Source organism: Inquilinus limosus MP06, from assembly GCF_000767795.1.
Lineage (GTDB): Bacteria > Pseudomonadota > Alphaproteobacteria > DSM-16000 > Inquilinaceae > Inquilinus > Inquilinus limosus_E.
Genome location: NZ_JANX01000001.1, coordinates 90,136 through 105,486, shown reverse-complemented (window position 1 = coordinate 105,486; position 15,351 = coordinate 90,136). Strand labels below are relative to the sequence as shown.

The 15,351-nt window shown below is 62.8% G+C and carries 38 protein-coding genes; all 38 read right to left on the bottom strand.

The window, feature by feature from the left end; translation table 11 throughout:
- Window positions 1–241: 241 nt before the first annotated feature.
- Window positions 242–469: a hypothetical protein gene (locus P409_RS00605; protein WP_034830639.1), complete on the bottom strand. Its 228-nt coding sequence runs from the start codon at window positions 467–469 to the stop codon at window positions 242–244.
- Window positions 466–711: a hypothetical protein gene (locus tag P409_RS00600; RefSeq protein ID WP_034830635.1), complete on the bottom strand. Its 246-nt coding sequence runs from the start codon at window positions 709–711 to the stop codon at window positions 466–468. Before P409_RS00600 ends, P409_RS00605 begins: the two co-directional genes overlap by 4 nt.
- A 2-nt stretch (window positions 712–713) precedes the next feature.
- Window positions 714–1,103: a hypothetical protein gene (locus tag P409_RS00595; protein WP_034830631.1), complete on the bottom strand. Its 390-nt coding sequence runs from the start codon at window positions 1,101–1,103 to the stop codon at window positions 714–716.
- Window positions 1,104–1,242: 139 nt separating this feature from the next.
- Window positions 1,243–1,497 (bottom strand): hypothetical protein, encoded by a 255-nt coding sequence (locus P409_RS00590; RefSeq protein WP_034830629.1) that lies wholly within the window; start codon window positions 1,495–1,497, stop codon window positions 1,243–1,245.
- 10 nt (window positions 1,498–1,507) lie between these two features.
- Window positions 1,508–2,068 carry a hypothetical protein gene (locus tag P409_RS00585; protein WP_034830626.1) on the bottom strand — a complete coding sequence of 187 codons (561 nt, stop codon included), beginning with the start codon at window positions 2,066–2,068 and terminating at the stop codon, window positions 1,508–1,510.
- A 195-nt stretch (window positions 2,069–2,263) separates the two neighbouring features.
- The gene (locus P409_RS38585; protein WP_161790311.1) at window positions 2,264–2,428 is read right to left on the bottom strand and encodes a hypothetical protein; all 165 of its coding nucleotides are present in this window, start codon (window positions 2,426–2,428) and stop codon (window positions 2,264–2,266) included.
- A complete protein-coding gene (locus P409_RS00580; RefSeq protein ID WP_034830622.1) occupies window positions 2,421–2,678 on the bottom strand; it encodes a hypothetical protein in 258 nt (85 codons plus the stop codon). The genes P409_RS38585 and P409_RS00580 overlap by 8 nt, the downstream gene beginning before the upstream one ends.
- Window positions 2,678–3,076: a hypothetical protein gene (locus P409_RS00575; protein ID WP_034830618.1), complete on the bottom strand. Its 399-nt coding sequence runs from the start codon at window positions 3,074–3,076 to the stop codon at window positions 2,678–2,680. The genes P409_RS00580 and P409_RS00575 overlap by 1 nt, the downstream gene beginning before the upstream one ends.
- A gap of 29 nt (window positions 3,077–3,105) precedes the next feature.
- Window positions 3,106–3,774, bottom strand: a complete 669-nt coding sequence (locus P409_RS00570) for a hypothetical protein (RefSeq protein WP_034830614.1) — start codon at window positions 3,772–3,774, stop codon at window positions 3,106–3,108.
- Entirely contained in the window at window positions 3,771–4,091 is a 321-nt protein-coding gene (locus tag P409_RS00565) for a hypothetical protein (RefSeq protein WP_034830611.1), read from the bottom strand. Before P409_RS00565 ends, P409_RS00570 begins: the two co-directional genes overlap by 4 nt.
- Entirely contained in the window at window positions 4,085–4,318 is a 234-nt protein-coding gene (locus tag P409_RS00560; protein ID WP_034830608.1) for a hypothetical protein, read from the bottom strand. Before P409_RS00560 ends, P409_RS00565 begins: the two co-directional genes overlap by 7 nt.
- 69 nt (window positions 4,319–4,387) lie before the next feature.
- A complete protein-coding gene (locus P409_RS37635) occupies window positions 4,388–4,645 on the bottom strand; it encodes a hypothetical protein (protein WP_152613169.1) in 258 nt (85 codons plus the stop codon).
- On the bottom strand, window positions 4,642–4,842 hold the full coding sequence (locus P409_RS00550; RefSeq protein ID WP_034830599.1) for a FaeA/PapI family transcriptional regulator: 201 nt from the start codon (window positions 4,840–4,842) through the stop codon (window positions 4,642–4,644). Before P409_RS00550 ends, P409_RS37635 begins: the two co-directional genes overlap by 4 nt.
- A gap of 167 nt (window positions 4,843–5,009) precedes the next feature.
- Window positions 5,010–5,450 carry a hypothetical protein gene (locus P409_RS00545; protein WP_034830596.1) on the bottom strand — a complete coding sequence of 147 codons (441 nt, stop codon included), beginning with the start codon at window positions 5,448–5,450 and terminating at the stop codon, window positions 5,010–5,012.
- Entirely contained in the window at window positions 5,447–5,896 is a 450-nt protein-coding gene (locus P409_RS00540; RefSeq protein ID WP_034830593.1) for a hypothetical protein, read from the bottom strand. Before P409_RS00540 ends, P409_RS00545 begins: the two co-directional genes overlap by 4 nt.
- Complete coding sequence (locus P409_RS37630; protein ID WP_152613168.1) at window positions 5,893–6,132, bottom strand: hypothetical protein; 240 nt, start codon at window positions 6,130–6,132, stop codon at window positions 5,893–5,895. Before P409_RS37630 ends, P409_RS00540 begins: the two co-directional genes overlap by 4 nt.
- The gene (locus P409_RS00535; RefSeq protein WP_034830590.1) at window positions 6,129–6,539 is read right to left on the bottom strand and encodes a hypothetical protein; all 411 of its coding nucleotides are present in this window, start codon (window positions 6,537–6,539) and stop codon (window positions 6,129–6,131) included. Before P409_RS00535 ends, P409_RS37630 begins: the two co-directional genes overlap by 4 nt.
- Complete coding sequence (locus tag P409_RS00530; protein ID WP_034830587.1) at window positions 6,536–6,961, bottom strand: hypothetical protein; 426 nt, start codon at window positions 6,959–6,961, stop codon at window positions 6,536–6,538. Before P409_RS00530 ends, P409_RS00535 begins: the two co-directional genes overlap by 4 nt.
- On the bottom strand, window positions 6,958–7,392 hold the full coding sequence (locus P409_RS00525; RefSeq protein WP_034830583.1) for a hypothetical protein: 435 nt from the start codon (window positions 7,390–7,392) through the stop codon (window positions 6,958–6,960). Before P409_RS00525 ends, P409_RS00530 begins: the two co-directional genes overlap by 4 nt.
- The gene (locus P409_RS00520; RefSeq protein ID WP_034830581.1) at window positions 7,385–7,759 is read right to left on the bottom strand and encodes a hypothetical protein; all 375 of its coding nucleotides are present in this window, start codon (window positions 7,757–7,759) and stop codon (window positions 7,385–7,387) included. The genes P409_RS00525 and P409_RS00520 overlap by 8 nt, the downstream gene beginning before the upstream one ends.
- 30 nt (window positions 7,760–7,789) lie before the next feature.
- Window positions 7,790–8,182, bottom strand: a complete 393-nt coding sequence (locus tag P409_RS00515; RefSeq protein WP_034830578.1) for a hypothetical protein — start codon at window positions 8,180–8,182, stop codon at window positions 7,790–7,792.
- Entirely contained in the window at window positions 8,170–8,577 is a 408-nt protein-coding gene (locus P409_RS00510) for a hypothetical protein (protein ID WP_034830573.1), read from the bottom strand. The genes P409_RS00515 and P409_RS00510 overlap by 13 nt, the downstream gene beginning before the upstream one ends.
- Window positions 8,570–8,968, bottom strand: coding sequence for a hypothetical protein (locus P409_RS00505; RefSeq protein ID WP_034830572.1), 399 nt, complete (start codon window positions 8,966–8,968; stop codon window positions 8,570–8,572). Before P409_RS00505 ends, P409_RS00510 begins: the two co-directional genes overlap by 8 nt.
- A gap of 26 nt (window positions 8,969–8,994) precedes the next feature.
- The gene (locus tag P409_RS00500) at window positions 8,995–9,462 is read right to left on the bottom strand and encodes a hypothetical protein (protein WP_034830569.1); all 468 of its coding nucleotides are present in this window, start codon (window positions 9,460–9,462) and stop codon (window positions 8,995–8,997) included.
- Between the two features lie 70 nt (window positions 9,463–9,532).
- Complete coding sequence (locus P409_RS38580) at window positions 9,533–9,682, bottom strand: hypothetical protein (RefSeq protein WP_161790310.1); 150 nt, start codon at window positions 9,680–9,682, stop codon at window positions 9,533–9,535.
- A 670-nt stretch (window positions 9,683–10,352) separates the two neighbouring features.
- Window positions 10,353–10,733 (bottom strand): ParB/RepB/Spo0J family partition protein, encoded by a 381-nt coding sequence (locus P409_RS40010; RefSeq protein WP_193366465.1) that lies wholly within the window; start codon window positions 10,731–10,733, stop codon window positions 10,353–10,355.
- Between the two features lie 10 nt (window positions 10,734–10,743).
- Window positions 10,744–10,968, bottom strand: coding sequence for a hypothetical protein (locus P409_RS00490; RefSeq protein ID WP_034830566.1), 225 nt, complete (start codon window positions 10,966–10,968; stop codon window positions 10,744–10,746).
- Window positions 10,965–11,192, bottom strand: coding sequence for a hypothetical protein (locus tag P409_RS00485; protein ID WP_034830563.1), 228 nt, complete (start codon window positions 11,190–11,192; stop codon window positions 10,965–10,967). The genes P409_RS00490 and P409_RS00485 overlap by 4 nt, the downstream gene beginning before the upstream one ends.
- A 206-nt stretch (window positions 11,193–11,398) precedes the next feature.
- Window positions 11,399–11,581, bottom strand: a complete 183-nt coding sequence (locus P409_RS00480) for a hypothetical protein (protein ID WP_034830561.1) — start codon at window positions 11,579–11,581, stop codon at window positions 11,399–11,401.
- Window positions 11,578–11,904 carry a hypothetical protein gene (locus P409_RS00475; RefSeq protein ID WP_034830558.1) on the bottom strand — a complete coding sequence of 109 codons (327 nt, stop codon included), beginning with the start codon at window positions 11,902–11,904 and terminating at the stop codon, window positions 11,578–11,580. The genes P409_RS00480 and P409_RS00475 overlap by 4 nt, the downstream gene beginning before the upstream one ends.
- Window positions 11,901–12,242: a hypothetical protein gene (locus P409_RS00470; protein WP_152613167.1), complete on the bottom strand. Its 342-nt coding sequence runs from the start codon at window positions 12,240–12,242 to the stop codon at window positions 11,901–11,903. The genes P409_RS00475 and P409_RS00470 overlap by 4 nt, the downstream gene beginning before the upstream one ends.
- Entirely contained in the window at window positions 12,229–12,441 is a 213-nt protein-coding gene (locus P409_RS00465; protein ID WP_034830553.1) for a hypothetical protein, read from the bottom strand. Before P409_RS00465 ends, P409_RS00470 begins: the two co-directional genes overlap by 14 nt.
- Complete coding sequence (locus tag P409_RS00460) at window positions 12,438–12,803, bottom strand: hypothetical protein (protein ID WP_034830550.1); 366 nt, start codon at window positions 12,801–12,803, stop codon at window positions 12,438–12,440. The genes P409_RS00465 and P409_RS00460 overlap by 4 nt, the downstream gene beginning before the upstream one ends.
- A 169-nt stretch (window positions 12,804–12,972) precedes the next feature.
- On the bottom strand, window positions 12,973–13,365 hold the full coding sequence (locus P409_RS00455; protein ID WP_034830546.1) for a hypothetical protein: 393 nt from the start codon (window positions 13,363–13,365) through the stop codon (window positions 12,973–12,975).
- Between the two features lie 9 nt (window positions 13,366–13,374).
- Window positions 13,375–13,716, bottom strand: a complete 342-nt coding sequence (locus P409_RS00450) for a DUF7448 domain-containing protein (RefSeq protein ID WP_034830543.1) — start codon at window positions 13,714–13,716, stop codon at window positions 13,375–13,377.
- Window positions 13,717–13,901: 185 nt separating this feature from the next.
- The gene (locus P409_RS00445) at window positions 13,902–14,129 is read right to left on the bottom strand and encodes a hypothetical protein (protein WP_034830541.1); all 228 of its coding nucleotides are present in this window, start codon (window positions 14,127–14,129) and stop codon (window positions 13,902–13,904) included.
- Complete coding sequence (locus P409_RS00440) at window positions 14,126–14,338, bottom strand: hypothetical protein (RefSeq protein ID WP_034830537.1); 213 nt, start codon at window positions 14,336–14,338, stop codon at window positions 14,126–14,128. Before P409_RS00440 ends, P409_RS00445 begins: the two co-directional genes overlap by 4 nt.
- Window positions 14,335–15,021: a hypothetical protein gene (locus P409_RS00435; protein WP_152613165.1), complete on the bottom strand. Its 687-nt coding sequence runs from the start codon at window positions 15,019–15,021 to the stop codon at window positions 14,335–14,337. The genes P409_RS00440 and P409_RS00435 overlap by 4 nt, the downstream gene beginning before the upstream one ends.
- Window positions 15,022–15,351 lie beyond the last annotated feature (330 nt).

The window sequence follows — 15,351 nt, the reverse complement described above, 5'->3', positions numbered from 1 at the left end:
ATGTATGCTGCACGTAACACCATTTCCGCACTCTTGACATCGTAGTTTGTCAACCAGATCGATTACCGTGAGAGCTCTCCCACGAATCTTCGCAATGCCAGAGAGATCGAGCGCACCGCGGCGCCCACAATCCCGGCCTTTGCAGTAGACGTAGAGGTCGTGATCGCTGTCGACCAGGTCGCCGATCGTGTTGAGGGTGAGCACGTTCTCCTCCATGCCGGATGAGAACATTATAGGAACATCAGGTCGAATGTCGAGTCGCGAGCTCCAAAACCCGCTTCCGTGCCTTCTCGACGGCGTCCTCATACCGCAAGTGAGGATTTTGCTGGACCACCTTCACCTCCTCCTCGAGGAACCGCTCCGCTCGATCTTCGGAAACACCGAGAGCGATCGCGAACATGTAGAATGCCTCCAGATCGATCCCAGCCTTGTACATCAGCTGGGAGATGGAACTGAGGGATCTTGTCATCGTCTTCTCGCCTTCTCCGCCATATAGGCTCTCCGGCCCTCAGCCGTGGGCTCGAACCACTCGGCCTCGGCAGTGGCCTTCACGTACTTGATCCAGCCGTTGCGGAGGAGGGCGCGCTTGGTGGCGGCGGACACCTTGTGCAGCGGACCAATCCGCCACCCAGCCGAGTCTGAACCCCACAGTTGCGGCTTGAAGCCGCTGGTGTAGAGGTAGTTCAGAGCCTGGAACTGGGGGTCGGTCATGCCTATCCGTACACCACCTCTCCCAGTACCACGAGCTGCATGAAGGTGTCGGCGGTGATCGCGTCGTCGTTGTCCGAAAGGAAGTTGCCGAACTGATAGGGCTCCTCCTTAGCCATCAGCTCGAGGCCCTTGCGGAGGTCCTCGAGCGTGATCGTCTTCTGGCTGGCGAAGGAGCCCTCGTCATCGTCCGGGCCGTCGTAGGTGACGACGATGCCGAACCGCGGCTGCTCGTACAGGAGCGGCTGGGCCCAGAAGACGAGCCCGGGTATCGCGTGCTCGCCGGGCGCCAGGTTGGCGCTGCCGATCCAGGGCGAGTAACTGCCCTCGAAGCAGTTGCAGACGAGGTCGGCGATCCGGCTGATCGGGATGTCGATGCTGATGTTGACGTTCACAGCGCGTATGCTCCTGCAAGAATAGCCAAAACGGTGCCGGCACTGGTAAAGATTGAGAAGCGAAGGTTGGTGGGTTGTTGCACGCCGTGGCATAGAAGCATCACGGCGCCAAAGATCATCAGTCCGCAGCCAAAATAGTTCACAGCTTGCCTTCCTTGATCTCGCTGAGGGAAAAGTCGGTGCCGCTGATGTCGCTGCCGATCCTCTCGGTTTTGCCGGACCAGATGTTGACGACCTGCAGCACGGCCTGATCGGTTTGGGGAGGGAACTTGCCCATCCCGAGCGCGTCACAGACCTGGTCGAGGGTGGGCTTCTCGCTCCACCACGCGACCAGGTTGTTCGGGGGCTGATCGTAGAGGTTGGCGACCGAGGTGAGGGCCCAGATGGTTTTCATGGCCGGATCCTCAGCAGGCGCACGAATACGGCGCTCCGCCGTAAATGTGCTCCGGCTTGGTTCGACCAGTCACCTGCTCCCAGTGAGGCCAGAACTCTTCCCAGTCCCGGTCTTTGTATTTCTCGCTGTTGTCGTAGGTGTAGTCCCACTCATCGTCGGCGAGATCATTGGCCGCCGTCATCACCTCATCGTAGGTGTAGCCCATGCTCGAGGCGAACTCCTCGATCCACTGCCGGGACTCGGTCGCCTTGACCGGGTTCTGCGGGGCGATCTCGCCCAGCTGCTCGTCGGGGAAGGCCGGGTGGGCCCAGGCGTGGCGCAGGCTGGTGATGGTGTTCGGCATCAGGAACAGGAAGAAGCGGTCGCCCTTCTTGACGTTCTCGTCGAGGAAAGGATCGACGATGCCGATCACCTTGTCGGTGGCATTGGTGGCCGTGCCGTCGTCGCGCAACTGGACCCGGTCGCCGGGCCGCAGATGGTGCGCCGCGGTGACGGGAGCCACGGCGAAGTGGATGGCGTCGCGCTTGGCGTCGGGGTTGGTGATGATCTCACCGATCTTGGGGTCATGCATCACATTTGTCCCTTGTGGGATGAGGCCCCCAGCGGAAATACTCCGCTGGATCGATGCCTCTACCGTTGCAGGTCCAGCACTGGACATAGGTCCCGTGGTGCTTGACCCGATGTCGAAACTCGGCGTCTTCCTTGGCTTTAGCGGCGGTTTTCCGCTCGTCCCGGCCGGTGCCGCCGCAGTCGGAGCAGAGGTGCCTCATGCCGCCCCCTCCCTCAACCGGGCGTAGGTGGCGGCTCGATCCTGCTCGAGGCCGGCGATCCGGATCAGGTTGGGGATCCAGAGCTGGGGCTGGAGCTCCATCTCGGCACGCAGACGCTGCTGCTCGGCCTCGATGGCGATGACGCGGTCGTAGTCACTCATCGTCGGGCTCGTACTCCACCTTTACGCTCTCGGCGCCGTTGATCACCGAGAGCAGGGATCGGGTGTCCGCCGCCTGGCGCTCGAACTGCTGGGCCATCGAGACGGCGGCACGGGGGCGGATGAAGTCGTTGCCACCGCCCTCGGCGAGCTCGGTGAACAGCTTGACGTGCTCATCGAAGCGCTCGGCCGCGACCTGGAGGGCGTTGGTGAGGGTCGACTGCTCTGCGTCGGTGAGGTGCTTGCGCTTCATCACACGTACCTCACGAGCTCCGGCCCGACGATCCGGGCGAGGATCTGGCTCGTGTCGACGACGGTGAAGTCCGGAGCCGGCACCCAGATTTCCTCGACCTCACCATCGTCGTTGGTGAACCAATCGAGCTCCGCCTCGGGCTCGCTGATCTGCCAGCACCCGTCCTCAGTGAGGTAGATCGGCCCGACCAGGTCCCGGAGCGCCGTGGAGATCTGGTCGGTGGCCGCCGAGAAGTCGAAGCGCTTCACGTAGGGGTCGAAGCAGGAGCAGGGCTCGCCGCCGGCGTCGAGGTAGACGGGCCCATTGGTCAGGTCCATCCGGGCGAGGGAGATCATGTCCTTAATGTTGGACGGGATCTCGAGCCCGGCGATGTACTCGTCGATGGCTTGGGTCAGCATTGGTCCCTCTCAGGGATGTGGTGGAAAGACTACTCGCCTTCTTCTTCTTCTTCTTCTTCTTCTTCTTCTTCTCGCCGGATCTCGTCGATCAGTTTCTTCGCCAGTTCGGTGGCGTAGGGTGACGGTGGGAAGATCCTGTTCTGCGAAGCGATCAGAGTGGCGCGCATGCCGTGGTCGTGGCCGCAGAGCTCGAGGTCGTAGAGCATGGGGATCGCGATGTCGAAGACCTCGCGGGCGCCGCGTCGGAACGACTCCTCGGCGTTGTCCGGCACCAGGAAGATCGGGCTGTACCGGGTCGAAATGGTCCGCACGATGCCGTGCGGGTTGTCCCATGAGCCGGTCAGATAGAGACGATCTTCGACGGTGATCATGTCGAGGTTGTCGAACTGGAACCGCCGGCGCTGGCGACGCAATTCGAGGTTGACTCGCCGGCGCTCATACAGGTCTTGCAGGAAATCAGGAATTCCCCGATCGACCGCTGCCTGATGCTCGGCCGCGTCTTCGTTAATGTCCCGGAAGAACCTGGAGCGGGCCGTCTCTTCGTCGTCCTCCTTGAAGATGTTGCTCAGCTCGCCGTCGATCCACTCGTAGCCGTGGCCAAAGCCGAGATAGAGGTTCCGCAGAACGTCCCACCTGGTCGCATAGAGGGTCGGATAGCGAAGAAGGCTCATCCGAACCAAGCTGTCGAGCTTGTTCATAGCGAGAACGGGAAGATGAACACCGCATACTCGCGGTGCGCGATGAACACGGTCTCGAGCCAGCCCTGGCTGCCGGTAGCGGCGTGGAGCTCGTTGAACTCGTCGGTGAATTCCGGCTCGACCGAGACGATGTCAGCCATATCGGGCGCGTCCTCGTCCGGCATCTGGCGGGTGATGATGTCTCCATACTCCGTCAGGTAGCCGACCTGAATCAGCTCGACGTGGTGCATGGCGGTGAGGATCTGGATCTGGCCCTTCAGCTTGGCATGAGGGGCGCCATCCGGCCCGATGGGGCGGAGTTCGGGCAGGTTCACCATGCCCCCTCCTCAAGCGCCTGGCCGGCGATGACGCCGTTGTTGCGGATGGCTTCGAGCCGGGCCTCTGCGTCGGCCTGGTTGTAGGCCCAGATGTCGGCGGTCCAGGTGCGGTTCGGCAGGTGATCGTACGAGATCGCGAACCGGTACATCGGCCGCCCCCACTGGTCCTGGGAGACGTGCTCGACCGCAGGCTGATCCTGGGCCGGGAAGGTGAGAACGTTCGACATTGGTCCCTCTCAGGGATGGTGTTTGGTAAAGATGCTCGGGCCGGATGGTCTGGTCAAAGCAAGTTGATATCAACTCTCCGAATTGTAGTGTTCACGGAGCGCGGCGATCACGCGCTCTGCTTCTTCGGCGTAGGCGCGGAGCACCAACGCGACGACGCCTGGCGCCAGAGGTCGGCCGAGCACCTCCCCAACTTGGTTGATCGCCAGCGTCAGAGCACCGCCGAGGACCTCGGCGTCTCGACGGGTCTCGTCGGAGAGTTCGGGGTTCTGGGCAAGCAACTCCAGCGTTTTTACGCGTTCTCTCCTGGCGATCTCTGAGGGTGTCATTCTGCCAGCTCCCACGACGTCGGGTTGCCGATCACGACACGCCTGACCTTCCCGTCCTTCTCCAGTTTCACCAGGATCTTCCGGATGAAAGGTGTGGACTCTCGCAGGCCGTAGGCGATGTCGGCCGTCCACATGGCGCCGATCTCCTTCTTATATCGGCTGAGGTAGGTGAGGATCCGGCGTTCGATGTCACTCATCTCTTCCTCCGCGACTGCTTTGTGGTTCGGTCTTGCCGACGCCGGTGCCCCGGTAGGCGATAGCACATTCGGCGTGCTGGGTAAGCCAGCCTCGGCCCCACTTCTCGAAGTGGCCCTCGCCGGCGAGGACGACCTCGCCGCAGCGGTAGCAGGGACCTGGGTGGCGGTTACGCATGGCGCATCAGCAGCCAGTGGACGAGGTCGACCAGGGCGTACTTCGAACGCTTGGCCGAGACCATCCGGAGCGCTTCGGCGTAGACACCATGGACGTTCGGTGCCTCGGAGATCATCGGATGGGCGGCCTCGATCTGGGCGTCCTCGGGAATGGGTTGATCGTCTTCGGCCCACTCCATCTTTGGGCGCCAGCCGGTGGGGGTTGCATGCTTGAGAACGAACTCAGCTGTTTCCTTCCAGAGATCTCGTGATCGCTGGAGCGCGTCGCCCTCGTTGAACCGGGCTTCGATCAGCTTCGCCCGGCGCTCGTCGGCCTCGGGATCCTCGCTGGTGAGGACGATCGCGACGATGCTGGTCTCACCCGGCTTGCACCACTGGTCATGGCAAAGCTGCCACCGGCCGAGGCGCTTGTTGTGGACGGCCTTGAGTTTCATTTCAGAACCGCCTCGAGCTTCCGGATGGTCTCCCGGGCGACGAACCCGCCGCCCGTCTCCGGGAAGTTGTCGTAGATGTAGCGGAGATCCCGAAGGGCATCCTTCGCGAGATCCTCGAGCTGCTTCCCCCGTTCCGCGAGTGACTGCACTAGGCCGGCGTCGATGTCGGCCTGGAGCGCCGTGCTGCGGAAGAAGTCGGCAGCGTCGGGGTTGTCACACCGATCAGCTGTGTGGCGGTAGCTCTTGGCCTTGTCTTCCAGCCGATCGAGGAGGAGATCGATATCTTCTCGCAGAGGCGCCCGAGCGGCGAGAGCCGCTCGGATCACCGTGACGCGCGGGTCGTAGTTGGGGAGCCCGCCGGACAGGGCGATCAGCAGCTTGCCGTCTCGGCGCTCGTGGACCTCGCCACAGACCTGCTCGAGGAGCTGGAGGGGGGTGGGGGTCATGGAACGGGCCTTGTGTTGAAGACTGCGTGCCGAATTTCATCCGCCTTGGCCTGGCGTCCCGCCTCGTAGGCACGTTCGAGGAGGCTGAGAAGACTGCGAGACGTGCCGTCTTTCACGGGCACGACCACGCGGTCGTACACACCGTGCCGACTGAACTCTGCACGATCGACGTCAGCACAAGCTTCGCTGGCGGGTTCGTCTCCGATGAAGTAGCGCAACTGCCAGGGTTTGCTCACGGAAGCACCCCCGTCTCCACGTACCGCTCGATCACGTCGGCGACGGTCTCGGGGCGGTGAGGCCGGGGCCCGTAGAGGTCGTCGTCGGGGTAGAAGATGCGCTCGGCATGATCGATCGGGATTTCGAAGAACTCAGCCCCGGCATCGTAGCTGTTCGAGTTCTCGAAGTAGACGTTCCCGCCGGACAGGTGGAGGCCAGCGGTCTGAAACTCGGGGTCGAGGGCAGCCAGACCCAGCGCGCAGCAGACCGTGCCGCAATTGAACCCAGGGCGCCACACTGCGTTGTCCGCGCCGAAGTCGTTCAGGTCCACGTTGGTCCTGAAGAAACTCATTGAGAACCCGCTGAGCTCGTCGGGCAGCGGGGCGCGCAGCAGCTGGACGAGGCGGAGGAGGCGGGGCTTGTTCACGGCAGGCTCCCGTCGACGATGTAGCGCTCGATGACATTGGCGACCTGTTCGGGGCTGGGGTCGCTGGTGCCGTAGAGGCTGTAGTGCGCGTCAAAGATCGCTAGTGCGTCATCGAACGGGATGTCGAAGAAGATCGCGGCAGCATCGAAGCCGTTGGACCGGCGCCCATCGACGGCGAAAATGGCCCTCTCCGGGTCGTAGGTGAGGCCTTGGTCCTGAAAGGACTTGTGCAGCCCGGCCAGGCCCATCGCGCAACACGTCGTGCCGCAGTTGTTCTCCTCGTCGTAGGCTTCGGCGTTGACGACGTGCTCGACGCCTGAAAACTGCTCGTACCAGGTACCCATCCAGAACCCCCACACGCCGGGGACCTGGGAAGGCTCGCGCAGCAGGCGCACGAGCTCGGTGAGACGTTCGACGTTCATTGGTTCCTCGCGGGAATGTGGGAGAGAGCGACCTTGCCGCCCTCGATTAGGTCGGCGATGTCGCCGAACGAGTATTTGGCGCTGTCGTTCAGGTCGGTGAGGTCTCTGGCGACCCGGATGCTGTTGTAGTCGATCTCCTCGGTCAGGCGGCCGAGCGAGGACGAGAGGCCGAGCCATTCGGCGACGGGATCGGGGAGGGCAGTGCTGCTGTCATAGTCGCCGACGACGAAGTAGTCGTCGCAGTCCCACTCGCCTCGGCCCTCGAGCTTCAGGAACACGTCGCAGGCGACGCCGAGGCAACAGAAGCTGCTCTTCTCGGTGTGGTAGTTGACGTCACGCAGGGCGCCCTGGCTCTGCTGATAGGCGTCGGAGCGCAGGGCGGCGACCCAGGCCGCACGCGCCTGTTCGGGGGTGTGCTTGAAGTCAGGCATTGGCCTGGCCCTGCTCAATGACCTTCGCCAGATCGGCGAAAGAGGCTCCGCGATCGTTCATGCCGGCAAGAGAGGTCTCGTCACTGAACAACTCCCCGTTCACCGTCCGGAAGTTGAGCCAGCGGCGAACGGTGTCCGGCAGTAGAGCGTCACCCCATCCGCCATCGGCGGTCCGGAAGATTTCCTCGTCCTCGGGATCCCAGTGGCCTGTCTCCTCCAGTTTGGCGAACAGGTCGCACGCGACGCCAAGGCAGCAGAAACGATCGCCTCTGCGCAGTTGACCTTCGGCCTGCTTGTAGTCGCCGGAACGCAGCGCGGTGACAAGCGCGGATCTCGCCTGCTCAGGGGTGTGCTTGAAATCGGACATGGATTGGTCCCTCTCAGGGATGTGGATGGATCAGGTGGGCAGGCTCTCGATCACGGCCCGGTAGTGGTCGAGCTCGATGGGCTCGCCGATGAAGGGGGTGAGGACGGGGAAGGCCGCGGCGTGCTCGGACGCGATCATGTCGCCGCGGGCGAGGGCGTCGTGGACGCTCTGCAGCCGGCAGGCGAGGGCGACGTCCTCGACCTGGAGGAGGTCGGGCTCCTCGAGCAGGATGACGAGACGGGTGGCGTCGAGCAGATCGTTGGTGATCTTCTGGCGCGTCTCATCGTTGAGAGCGCACCCGATGGCACATCCTCGGATGTAACTGCAGCCGTCCTTGCCCGGGTGGGCGATCGCGGCGAGGGTGCCTTCCTCGATGGCACGAAGGTTGGCGGCCCGGATCTGGGCGGTGGTCAGGTGTTGCACTGGACCTTCCCTCCCTCGATCAGGTCGGCGATGAAGTTGAAGTCGCCGATGCCGCGGTCGTTGACAGCGATCAGGTCTTCGGCGGGGTCGTCATCTTCGCTGCTGGCGGCGATCACCTCGACGAGATCCCCGCCCTCGCTGGTCAGGCCGAGCCAGCGCATGACGGAGCGTGGCAGAATGGTGCCCGCGCTGTCACCGCTGACATCGAACACGGTATCGAGCCACTCGCCCCGTTCCTCAAGCTTGAGGAACACATCGCAGGCCACGCCGAGGCAGCAATAGGAGGGCGCGTGGTAGCTTCGCAGCCTCCCCTTGCCCTGCTTGTATTCGCCCGAGCGGAGAGCGGCGACCCAGGCCGCACGGGCCTGGTCGGGAGTGTGCTTGAACTCAACCACGGAGCACCACTCCCTTGTTCTCGATCACGTCCGCCAGCTGGGCGAACGTGAAGCCCTTGTCGTCGTTGAGATTGGCGAGAGAGGCGGCGCACGTCGCCAGGGTGGCCTCACGCGTCAGGGGACCACTGAAGCCGTCGAGGCCGAGCCAATTGCGCACGAGGGTGGGCAGGGTGGCGTCGTTCTGGTCGTCGTCGTGGTTGGGGGTGACAAAGGTGTCGCCGTCCCAACTGGCACCGGTTTCCGGCTCCAGCTTGGCGTAGACGTCGCACGCGACGCCGAGACAGCAGAAACCGTAGTCGTCCTTGAGGGTGTCGGTGGTCTGTTTGTACTGGCCGGAACGCAGGGCCGCGACCCAGGCCGCTCGGGCCTGCTCGGGGGTGTGCTTGAACATTGATTCCTCGCGGGAATGAGGGAGGGTTAGGGATTGGTCCTGGCGACCAGGACGTTGGGATTGATGGCTCTGGCGATCGACGGAAGCACGATGCCGTCGATGGCGATCTGGCCGAGGATCTCGATGGCGCGGTCGCGGGAGAGCCGAACACCGGTGATCATGCGCTCGGGACGGATGCTCAAGGTGTGGAGAGCGTCCCAGTGCTTGTCGTGATCCATATGGAGAACGACGTCGGTGGGATGCTCATCGCTCCTATCGACTTCGTAGTGCTCGAACTGGTCGTGGACCGGCTCGCCGATGCGGATCCGGTTGGGGAAGGCGACCAGGAGCTCATTGAGCTGGGTGACCGAGAGGATGACGTCGTAGGCGACGCCCTCGATCATGTCCTTGGAGTGCTTGAGGCCGAAGCCCGTGATCTCCCGCAGCGTCTTGATGTCGGGAATCCTCTGGGCCATAGGATCCGGGTTGACGAGGATGGTCAGGTGGATCTGCATTGGTCCCTCTCAGGGATGTGTCGAAGTGGAAGATGACCGGAGTCCGGCCACGGGGCAAACGGGGTAGATATCAACCGGCCAGAATTTTCGCGGCCTGGTTGCGCAAGGCCCGGACGTCGTTGAAGAGGGTGTGGTTCCGGGTGGTGAGGGCGAGGTCCTTCAGGACCTGGGCACGGCGGATCAGCCGCCGCGCCAGGGTGCGGCGCTCGGTGCGAGACATTGGTTCCTCTCGGGAATGGGGTTGTCGAACACGAAGTTGTTCGTGCTAGATTTAGGGCATGGCTACGAAGTACACCTTCGACGTGACATGCTTGATTTGTGGGAAGCAGGTGCAGTTTATCCAACATTGGACGCGCCCAAAGAAAACCTGCGGGCGTCGTGCCTGCATAAACGAGCTCAAACGGCGTTCACGAGTGTCGACTCCGAACGATCAGAAGCGTCTCGAGGCCGTCCACTGCTCGCCGATCGCAGGTCCTTTCGAGACACACTTCGCTGCTCGTGAGTGGTCCCTGCTCAGTCCAGATGGAACCGTCTATAGGTTCAAGAATCTGTCTCTGTTCATCCGCAAGCACGCCGATCTCTTTGATCCGGCTGACGTAATAGTTAGAGGGCGCGGGTCGTGCAACGCGAACGTTTACTTGGGCAAGCTCCGACCACGGTTTGATGCACCGTATTGGAAGCAGTGGCAAGGTTGGCGCTGGTATGATGGTCGCTAGTGGTTGGCTCGTGCTGGTGGGGCTGACCGGCGTTCGCCGGCATCAAACTGCCCAGACGGTCCCCGCCGCGGCTCCCGTGTTTGTTCGAGAGTGGTTCCGCGTCGTCGCGATGGGAGACGAGTCAACACCCCGCCCAGGGTGAGGTTGTGGATCAGGGCGGGGACTTGACTGGTCTTAGGGGTCCTGTTCGATGATCACGTCGGCAGTGACGCCGAACAGCTCCGCTGCCAGGTCAACGGAACCGGAGATCGTCACCAGAATGTGGGTGTCGCCGCGGAGCTTCGCGGCATAGAGACGGTGGTTGCCGTCCTCGATCGGCCATCGTGGTGTGAAGCCGAGGGAAGGGACACCGACATCAACGTGGATCGGCTGGTGCCATCCGTTGACGATGAACCAGGCGATTCGACGGGCGTGAACCTGCAACGTCGCGGCTCCGGGCTCGACCAACTGGTCGAGCAAATCTCCATCCGCTGCCAGCATCCGGGGCAGGCCGGGGTCGAGGCTGTGACACCCTGACCAGGGTGGTGTCTGGACGGGGTCGGCGAGTTGCAGCACGCGCGGGAGTTCAACCCGAAGTGGCATTGTCGTCCCCGACCAGGTGGATGCGGTAATCGTCGATGATCCGATGGGCGACGGCGATCGGCAAGGTGTTGAGCAGCCGGCCCATCATCTTGGTGAGCTGCTCGACCTCGAACTCGAGGGGATCACCCTCGTATCTCGGGCCAGGCGAGATAGCTTCCTCGACTGCTTCCTGGACGCTGATGTCGCGGCCCTCATATTTGAGCTTCATTTTGTGTTGGCCCAGTTCACGATCTGATCGGCAACATCGAGATCCAGCCTCAAGCCCTCAGTGGCATCGACCACGACATGATCGATGCAGTAGGGCGCGTCTTCGACGTAGGCGGCATCCACAATGGCTGGAGGGTTCTCATTGTGGATGTTCTCGGTGAACCACCGACGATACTCGTCCGTGACACGCCAAGGGCGGGGATGCTTCTCGAAGATGTCCGACATGTTGTTCTCCCGCCCCACCCAGGCACTGGTTGTGAGCCTGGGTGGGGCACTGTGTTCGCTCATACCCAGTTGTCCCATCCGCGCCGGCGCAGGGCAACGGACGGGGGAGGTGGTACATCGCCATGTCTGCTTGCGGCAGAGCCGGACGAGGTCGTTGGGGCGACCGACCCCCTGCGCCGGGGTCCGGTCCGGAGTAGGGCTAGGACCTACTCGGCGAAAGGCTGGCGATCCACCACACACTCGGTGACCACGTACTGGTCCCCCGGGAGCGCGAGGTAGGTCAGGTGCGGGACGCAGTCCTCGAAGGTGAGGCCCGTGTCGACGACCTCGACGGTGGAGGGGCCGGCGCCGAGGTGGGTGACGAGGACGAGGGCGTAGAGGATGTTCACGGCGTGACCTCCGTGATGCTGTCGATCTCGTCGCCGAACACGTCCGGCTCGGGCCAGTTGGGTTCGATGATATGCAGCGCCTGATATCGGGCGTCGTGCTCGTCCCGTGCCTCGACGTCGATGGTCGCGGTCGAGTAGTACATCCGGCGGACGTCGACCCGATAGGTCTTGAGCACGGGTGTCTGGGTGGGGGCAGGCTCCTCGAACGGCTTGAGGGCCTCTCTCAGAGGGTCGAATTTCTCCCCGATGTAGGGAAAATCATCGAGGATCTCGCGCACGGCGCCGACGAGGATCTTGATCTGGTCGGGAGTGGGGGCGGTCATGCGTCGCGATCCCTCAGTCCAACGATGAGTCGGACATCCCCGTCGGAACCGACGTCGGACCAGTCGAGACCGCGGATCCACTGCGCCGCGAACTGGGCCGCTTGCTCGATGGTGTCGAAGGTGTCACCGCCGCCGTTGCCGTTGAACTCGGTGCCGATATCGATAACGCAGTTGGAGGGGATGTCGTCGGGGTTTGCTCGGCCCGGGGGTATTCCCCCGAGCTTGATGATCGCATCGACCATCGCTTGATGGAGCGGAAGGTTGGCTGCATGAGGTTCGGTTCGATGCAGCTCTCGAGCCGCGGTGAGTGCGGCGTTGAGATCATCACGAGTGAGCATGATAGGCCGCCTTTGTCCGCTTCCGGCCGCCGGGGATGATCCGGATCCGGTAGAGGGCGTCGGGGGTGTCGAAGCGCATGTCGAACACCGTGCCCGGGCACCGGGTGAAGTCGGGGTTGTCGGGCTCGTAGATGTTGACGATGCCGGCCTTGATGTCGGCGTCGTGTTGGAAGATCGGGATGTGTTCGGGGGCGTTCATGCGATCAGGTCTCCCGGCTTCTCCTCGATCACGTCGGCGAGCTCCGCGAAGGAGTAGCCGCGGTCGTTGAGGGAGGTGAGGCACTTGGTCGGGTTGATGTCCCCGGTGTTGCTCTGGAGGCCGAGCCAGGTGCGCACGGGCGTGAGCAGGACGCCGAATTCGCGCTCGTGCTGGATCTTGAAGTGGCCGTTGTCCCACTCGCCGATCCCCTCGAGTTTGGCGAACAGATCGCAGGCCACGCCGAGGCAGCAGAAACCGTCGCCGTCGCGCAGCTGGTGCTTGCCCTGCTGGTATTCGCCGGAGCGGAGGGCCTCGACCCACTTGGTGCGGGCCTCTTCGGGAGTGTGCTTGAACTGGGTCATTGGTTCCTCGCGGGAATTAGATCGTGGCCCTGTGTATGAAACTGGGCCAGGACGTGGGCGGGTAGTCGCTGATGATGAATTTGCCCGACGGCGTCTCGTAGACGTACCAGGTGTAAGGCGCTGGATGGGCCTTGGCGTGGTTGATGGCGTCGTCGAGGGTGTCACGCATTCAGAGCGCCTCGATCACGGACCGGTAGTGCTCGATCGTGATGCGCTGGCCCTCGTAGGGGGCAAGGGCGCGGAACCACGCGATGGTCCAGTCGTCGATGAACCCGCTGAGGGCGAGCTTGTCGTGGAGGCCCTGCAGCCGGTAGGCGAGCGTGGTGTCCTCGACGGACACGACGCCCATATCAACGAGCTCACGAATGTTCTCGCCGTCGGAGCGCTCCTCGCGGATGACCGAGAGGGTCTCGGGTGACATGGCGACACTGATGGCGCAGCCGGCGAGGTAGCTGCACCGGCCGGTGTTGTCGAAGTTGGGCTTGATGGCCGCGAGAGTCTGGTTCTCGATGGCGGCCAGGTTCGCCGCCTTGATCTGGGCGGTGGTGATCAGCTGGGTCATTTGTCCCTCTCAGGGATGGGTTGCAGGGTGGGTCCACTGCTCCTCGATCGAGAAGCCGCCGTAGTAGCCGTTGTGCTCGTTGTGGTTGGCGACGGTGAAGGAGCCCTGGGAGGTGTTCACGACCAGGAACTGGATCTCGTGAACGTCGTAGTCGTCACCATCGTAGGTGACGTCGCGGATCTCCCACCCGAGCAGGGTGGCGCCGATGATGGGCTTGAGGTCGTCGTCACAGGTCATGTAGCGGGATTCGCAGCACGACTGACCGGTGTCCCGCAGTTCCAATGTGGAACCGTTGGTGAAGGAGAAACGAAGCACATCGTTGTCGAGGCCGCTGATGCTGGCGATTTGCATTTGTCCCTCTCAGGGATGGGTTGTGGTCTCGGGGGGAGTGTGGGCGGGGGCGGGGTTGAGTGCAAATGTGGTTGGTATCAACCTCGGCAATAGTGTTTCTGCTTGCGCGCCTCTATCGCGTTTAGAAGCCCGCTGAGGGCGGGGGAGGCGGCTGGGCTACGCAGGTAGCGGGGAGGGTCGGCGAGTCACGCAGCGTCGCCGCAGACGTCCTCCAGGGCCCGGATGAGGGCGGGGATGGCGTTCCGGGGGATGATGGTGCCGTGGGAGGCTATCCTACCGTCGCTGTAAGTGGGCCTGAGGGTGTACTCGCCGTTGCCGACATATTCGATTGCCACCCCCGCAGGGTGGAAGTAGCCACCTTCGGCGAAGCCCTCTTCCTTGGTGGGCTGATCGAACGAGATTCTGATGGTCATCTCACGTCCTCAGGCAGGATGACGCCGGTCTTCCGGAGGTGAGTGAGGGCGGCGCGCAGAACCTGGGTGTGGCGATCCTCGGGGCGCTGCTCGACGAAACACCTGGCCGCGGCTCTGTCCATGTGGATGGTGCGATCGTGGGGGTCGTAGTGCGGGCCGAAGATCGCGCGGAGGGCGGCGTCGACGTCGCCCATGGTGTAGGTGATCATCGGATGTTCCTCAGGATGCGTTCCACGGCCTGGATGAGGTCCCGGTCCTGGATGTGGGCGAGGGCGGCGTGATGCTCGGGGATGTCGCTGGGTCGGAGGCGGTTCGTCAACCACGCGGAGAACTGGTCCGGGGTGAACGAGTTCCAGTAGGAGACCAGCTCCTCGGCGGTTTCCTCGGCGAGTTCCTCGTCGGAGAAGACGGGGACTCCGTCCTCATCCAGGTCGTGGGCCTGAACGATCTCCCGCTGCAGCTCGGCGAGCAGAGACCGAGGGCGCAGCTTCATGCAGAAGGGGTTGATGCAGTCGGCATCGTGCCCGTGATACTTGATGCGCCGGATGGCGAGGTGGGCGGGGATGGGGCCGACGAACTGCTCGTAGAGCACGCGTGACGCGGCGCGGTAGGTGCCGTCGATGTAGAATTGCTCGCGCTTGAACCGACCACCCACGTAGGTGACCAACTCCTCATACTGGTTGAAGGTCCGGCGCTTCTTGAGCCCGGACTTCTCGACAGGGCCGACCCATAGCCAGTCGGTGTCCTCGAGGCCCAAAGGCCAATCTGGGCGGGGACGGAGCAGGTGCTCGACGTCGTAGTTAGGGATTTCGAGGCACTTCAGCAACCTGTTGATAATAGGGAGTTTTGGTCGACCACGTTTGGTCTTGACCAGGGGGGCGTCATGGGGCATTAATTCAGGCATTCTCACGCCTCAGGATCATCAATGTTTACTTCCCGTCCTCCTAACACGTTGTTTCCATATTTCTAACCTCTTTTTCTATACTTTATATATACCTACCTAGACGTTTAAACGTATAGAAAATAGTCACTAGAGGGGAAGGAAGTAAATTCAAGGCCCAAAAAAGCCAAGCGATTTCAACCGCTTGGCCACCCCCACCCGGAATCACGTCCACTTCTCACAACCCCGTGCGGTTCGACCCAAATTCGGGGTCCTCTCCGTCTGCCGCTCATTCTCGCTGGTATCTCGGGTTCGGGGTCCTCACCCTCTCCCACTAACCCA

Excerpts from the sequence above, each read along its gene's own strand:
- P409_RS00605 (WP_034830639.1), bottom strand. The coding sequence starts at position 469 with ATGACAAGATCCCTCAGTTCCATCTCCCAGCTGATGTACAAGGCTGGG.
- P409_RS00600 (WP_034830635.1), bottom strand. The coding sequence starts at position 711 with ATGACCGACCCCCAGTTCCAGGCTCTGAACTACCTCTACACCAGCGGC.
- P409_RS00590 (WP_034830629.1), bottom strand. The coding sequence starts at position 1,497 with ATGAAAACCATCTGGGCCCTCACCTCGGTCGCCAACCTCTACGATCAG.
- P409_RS00585 (WP_034830626.1), bottom strand. The coding sequence starts at position 2,068 with ATGCATGACCCCAAGATCGGTGAGATCATCACCAACCCCGACGCCAAG.
- P409_RS38585 (WP_161790311.1), bottom strand. The coding sequence starts at position 2,428 with ATGAGTGACTACGACCGCGTCATCGCCATCGAGGCCGAGCAGCAGCGT.
- P409_RS00580 (WP_034830622.1), bottom strand. The coding sequence starts at position 2,678 with ATGAAGCGCAAGCACCTCACCGACGCAGAGCAGTCGACCCTCACCAAC.
- P409_RS00575 (WP_034830618.1), bottom strand. The coding sequence starts at position 3,076 with ATGCTGACCCAAGCCATCGACGAGTACATCGCCGGGCTCGAGATCCCG.
- P409_RS00570 (WP_034830614.1), bottom strand. The coding sequence starts at position 3,774 with ATGAACAAGCTCGACAGCTTGGTTCGGATGAGCCTTCTTCGCTATCCG.
- P409_RS00565 (WP_034830611.1), bottom strand. The coding sequence starts at position 4,091 with ATGGTGAACCTGCCCGAACTCCGCCCCATCGGGCCGGATGGCGCCCCT.
- P409_RS00560 (WP_034830608.1), bottom strand. The coding sequence starts at position 4,318 with ATGTCGAACGTTCTCACCTTCCCGGCCCAGGATCAGCCTGCGGTCGAG.
- P409_RS37635 (WP_152613169.1), bottom strand. The coding sequence starts at position 4,645 with ATGACACCCTCAGAGATCGCCAGGAGAGAACGCGTAAAAACGCTGGAG.
- P409_RS00550 (WP_034830599.1), bottom strand. The coding sequence starts at position 4,842 with ATGAGTGACATCGAACGCCGGATCCTCACCTACCTCAGCCGATATAAG.
- P409_RS00545 (WP_034830596.1), bottom strand. The coding sequence starts at position 5,450 with ATGAAACTCAAGGCCGTCCACAACAAGCGCCTCGGCCGGTGGCAGCTT.
- P409_RS00540 (WP_034830593.1), bottom strand. The coding sequence starts at position 5,896 with ATGACCCCCACCCCCCTCCAGCTCCTCGAGCAGGTCTGTGGCGAGGTC.
- P409_RS00530 (WP_034830587.1), bottom strand. The coding sequence starts at position 6,961 with ATGAACGTCGAACGTCTCACCGAGCTCGTGCGCCTGCTGCGCGAGCCT.
- P409_RS00525 (WP_034830583.1), bottom strand. The coding sequence starts at position 7,392 with ATGCCTGACTTCAAGCACACCCCCGAACAGGCGCGTGCGGCCTGGGTC.
- P409_RS00520 (WP_034830581.1), bottom strand. The coding sequence starts at position 7,759 with ATGTCCGATTTCAAGCACACCCCTGAGCAGGCGAGATCCGCGCTTGTC.
- P409_RS00505 (WP_034830572.1), bottom strand. The coding sequence starts at position 8,968 with ATGTTCAAGCACACCCCCGAGCAGGCCCGAGCGGCCTGGGTCGCGGCC.
- P409_RS00500 (WP_034830569.1), bottom strand. The coding sequence starts at position 9,462 with ATGCAGATCCACCTGACCATCCTCGTCAACCCGGATCCTATGGCCCAG.
- P409_RS38580 (WP_161790310.1), bottom strand. The coding sequence starts at position 9,682 with ATGTCTCGCACCGAGCGCCGCACCCTGGCGCGGCGGCTGATCCGCCGT.
- P409_RS00490 (WP_034830566.1), bottom strand. The coding sequence starts at position 10,968 with ATGAAGCTCAAATATGAGGGCCGCGACATCAGCGTCCAGGAAGCAGTC.
- P409_RS00485 (WP_034830563.1), bottom strand. The coding sequence starts at position 11,192 with ATGTCGGACATCTTCGAGAAGCATCCCCGCCCTTGGCGTGTCACGGAC.
- P409_RS00475 (WP_034830558.1), bottom strand. The coding sequence starts at position 11,904 with ATGACCGCCCCCACTCCCGACCAGATCAAGATCCTCGTCGGCGCCGTG.
- P409_RS00470 (WP_152613167.1), bottom strand. The coding sequence starts at position 12,242 with ATGCTCACTCGTGATGATCTCAACGCCGCACTCACCGCGGCTCGAGAG.
- P409_RS00465 (WP_034830553.1), bottom strand. The coding sequence starts at position 12,441 with ATGAACGCCCCCGAACACATCCCGATCTTCCAACACGACGCCGACATC.
- P409_RS00460 (WP_034830550.1), bottom strand. The coding sequence starts at position 12,803 with ATGACCCAGTTCAAGCACACTCCCGAAGAGGCCCGCACCAAGTGGGTC.
- P409_RS00455 (WP_034830546.1), bottom strand. The coding sequence starts at position 13,365 with ATGACCCAGCTGATCACCACCGCCCAGATCAAGGCGGCGAACCTGGCC.
- P409_RS00450 (WP_034830543.1), bottom strand. The coding sequence starts at position 13,716 with ATGCAAATCGCCAGCATCAGCGGCCTCGACAACGATGTGCTTCGTTTC.
- P409_RS00445 (WP_034830541.1), bottom strand. The coding sequence starts at position 14,129 with ATGACCATCAGAATCTCGTTCGATCAGCCCACCAAGGAAGAGGGCTTC.
- P409_RS00440 (WP_034830537.1), bottom strand. The coding sequence starts at position 14,338 with ATGATCACCTACACCATGGGCGACGTCGACGCCGCCCTCCGCGCGATC.
- P409_RS00435 (WP_152613165.1), bottom strand. The coding sequence starts at position 15,021 with ATGCCCCATGACGCCCCCCTGGTCAAGACCAAACGTGGTCGACCAAAA.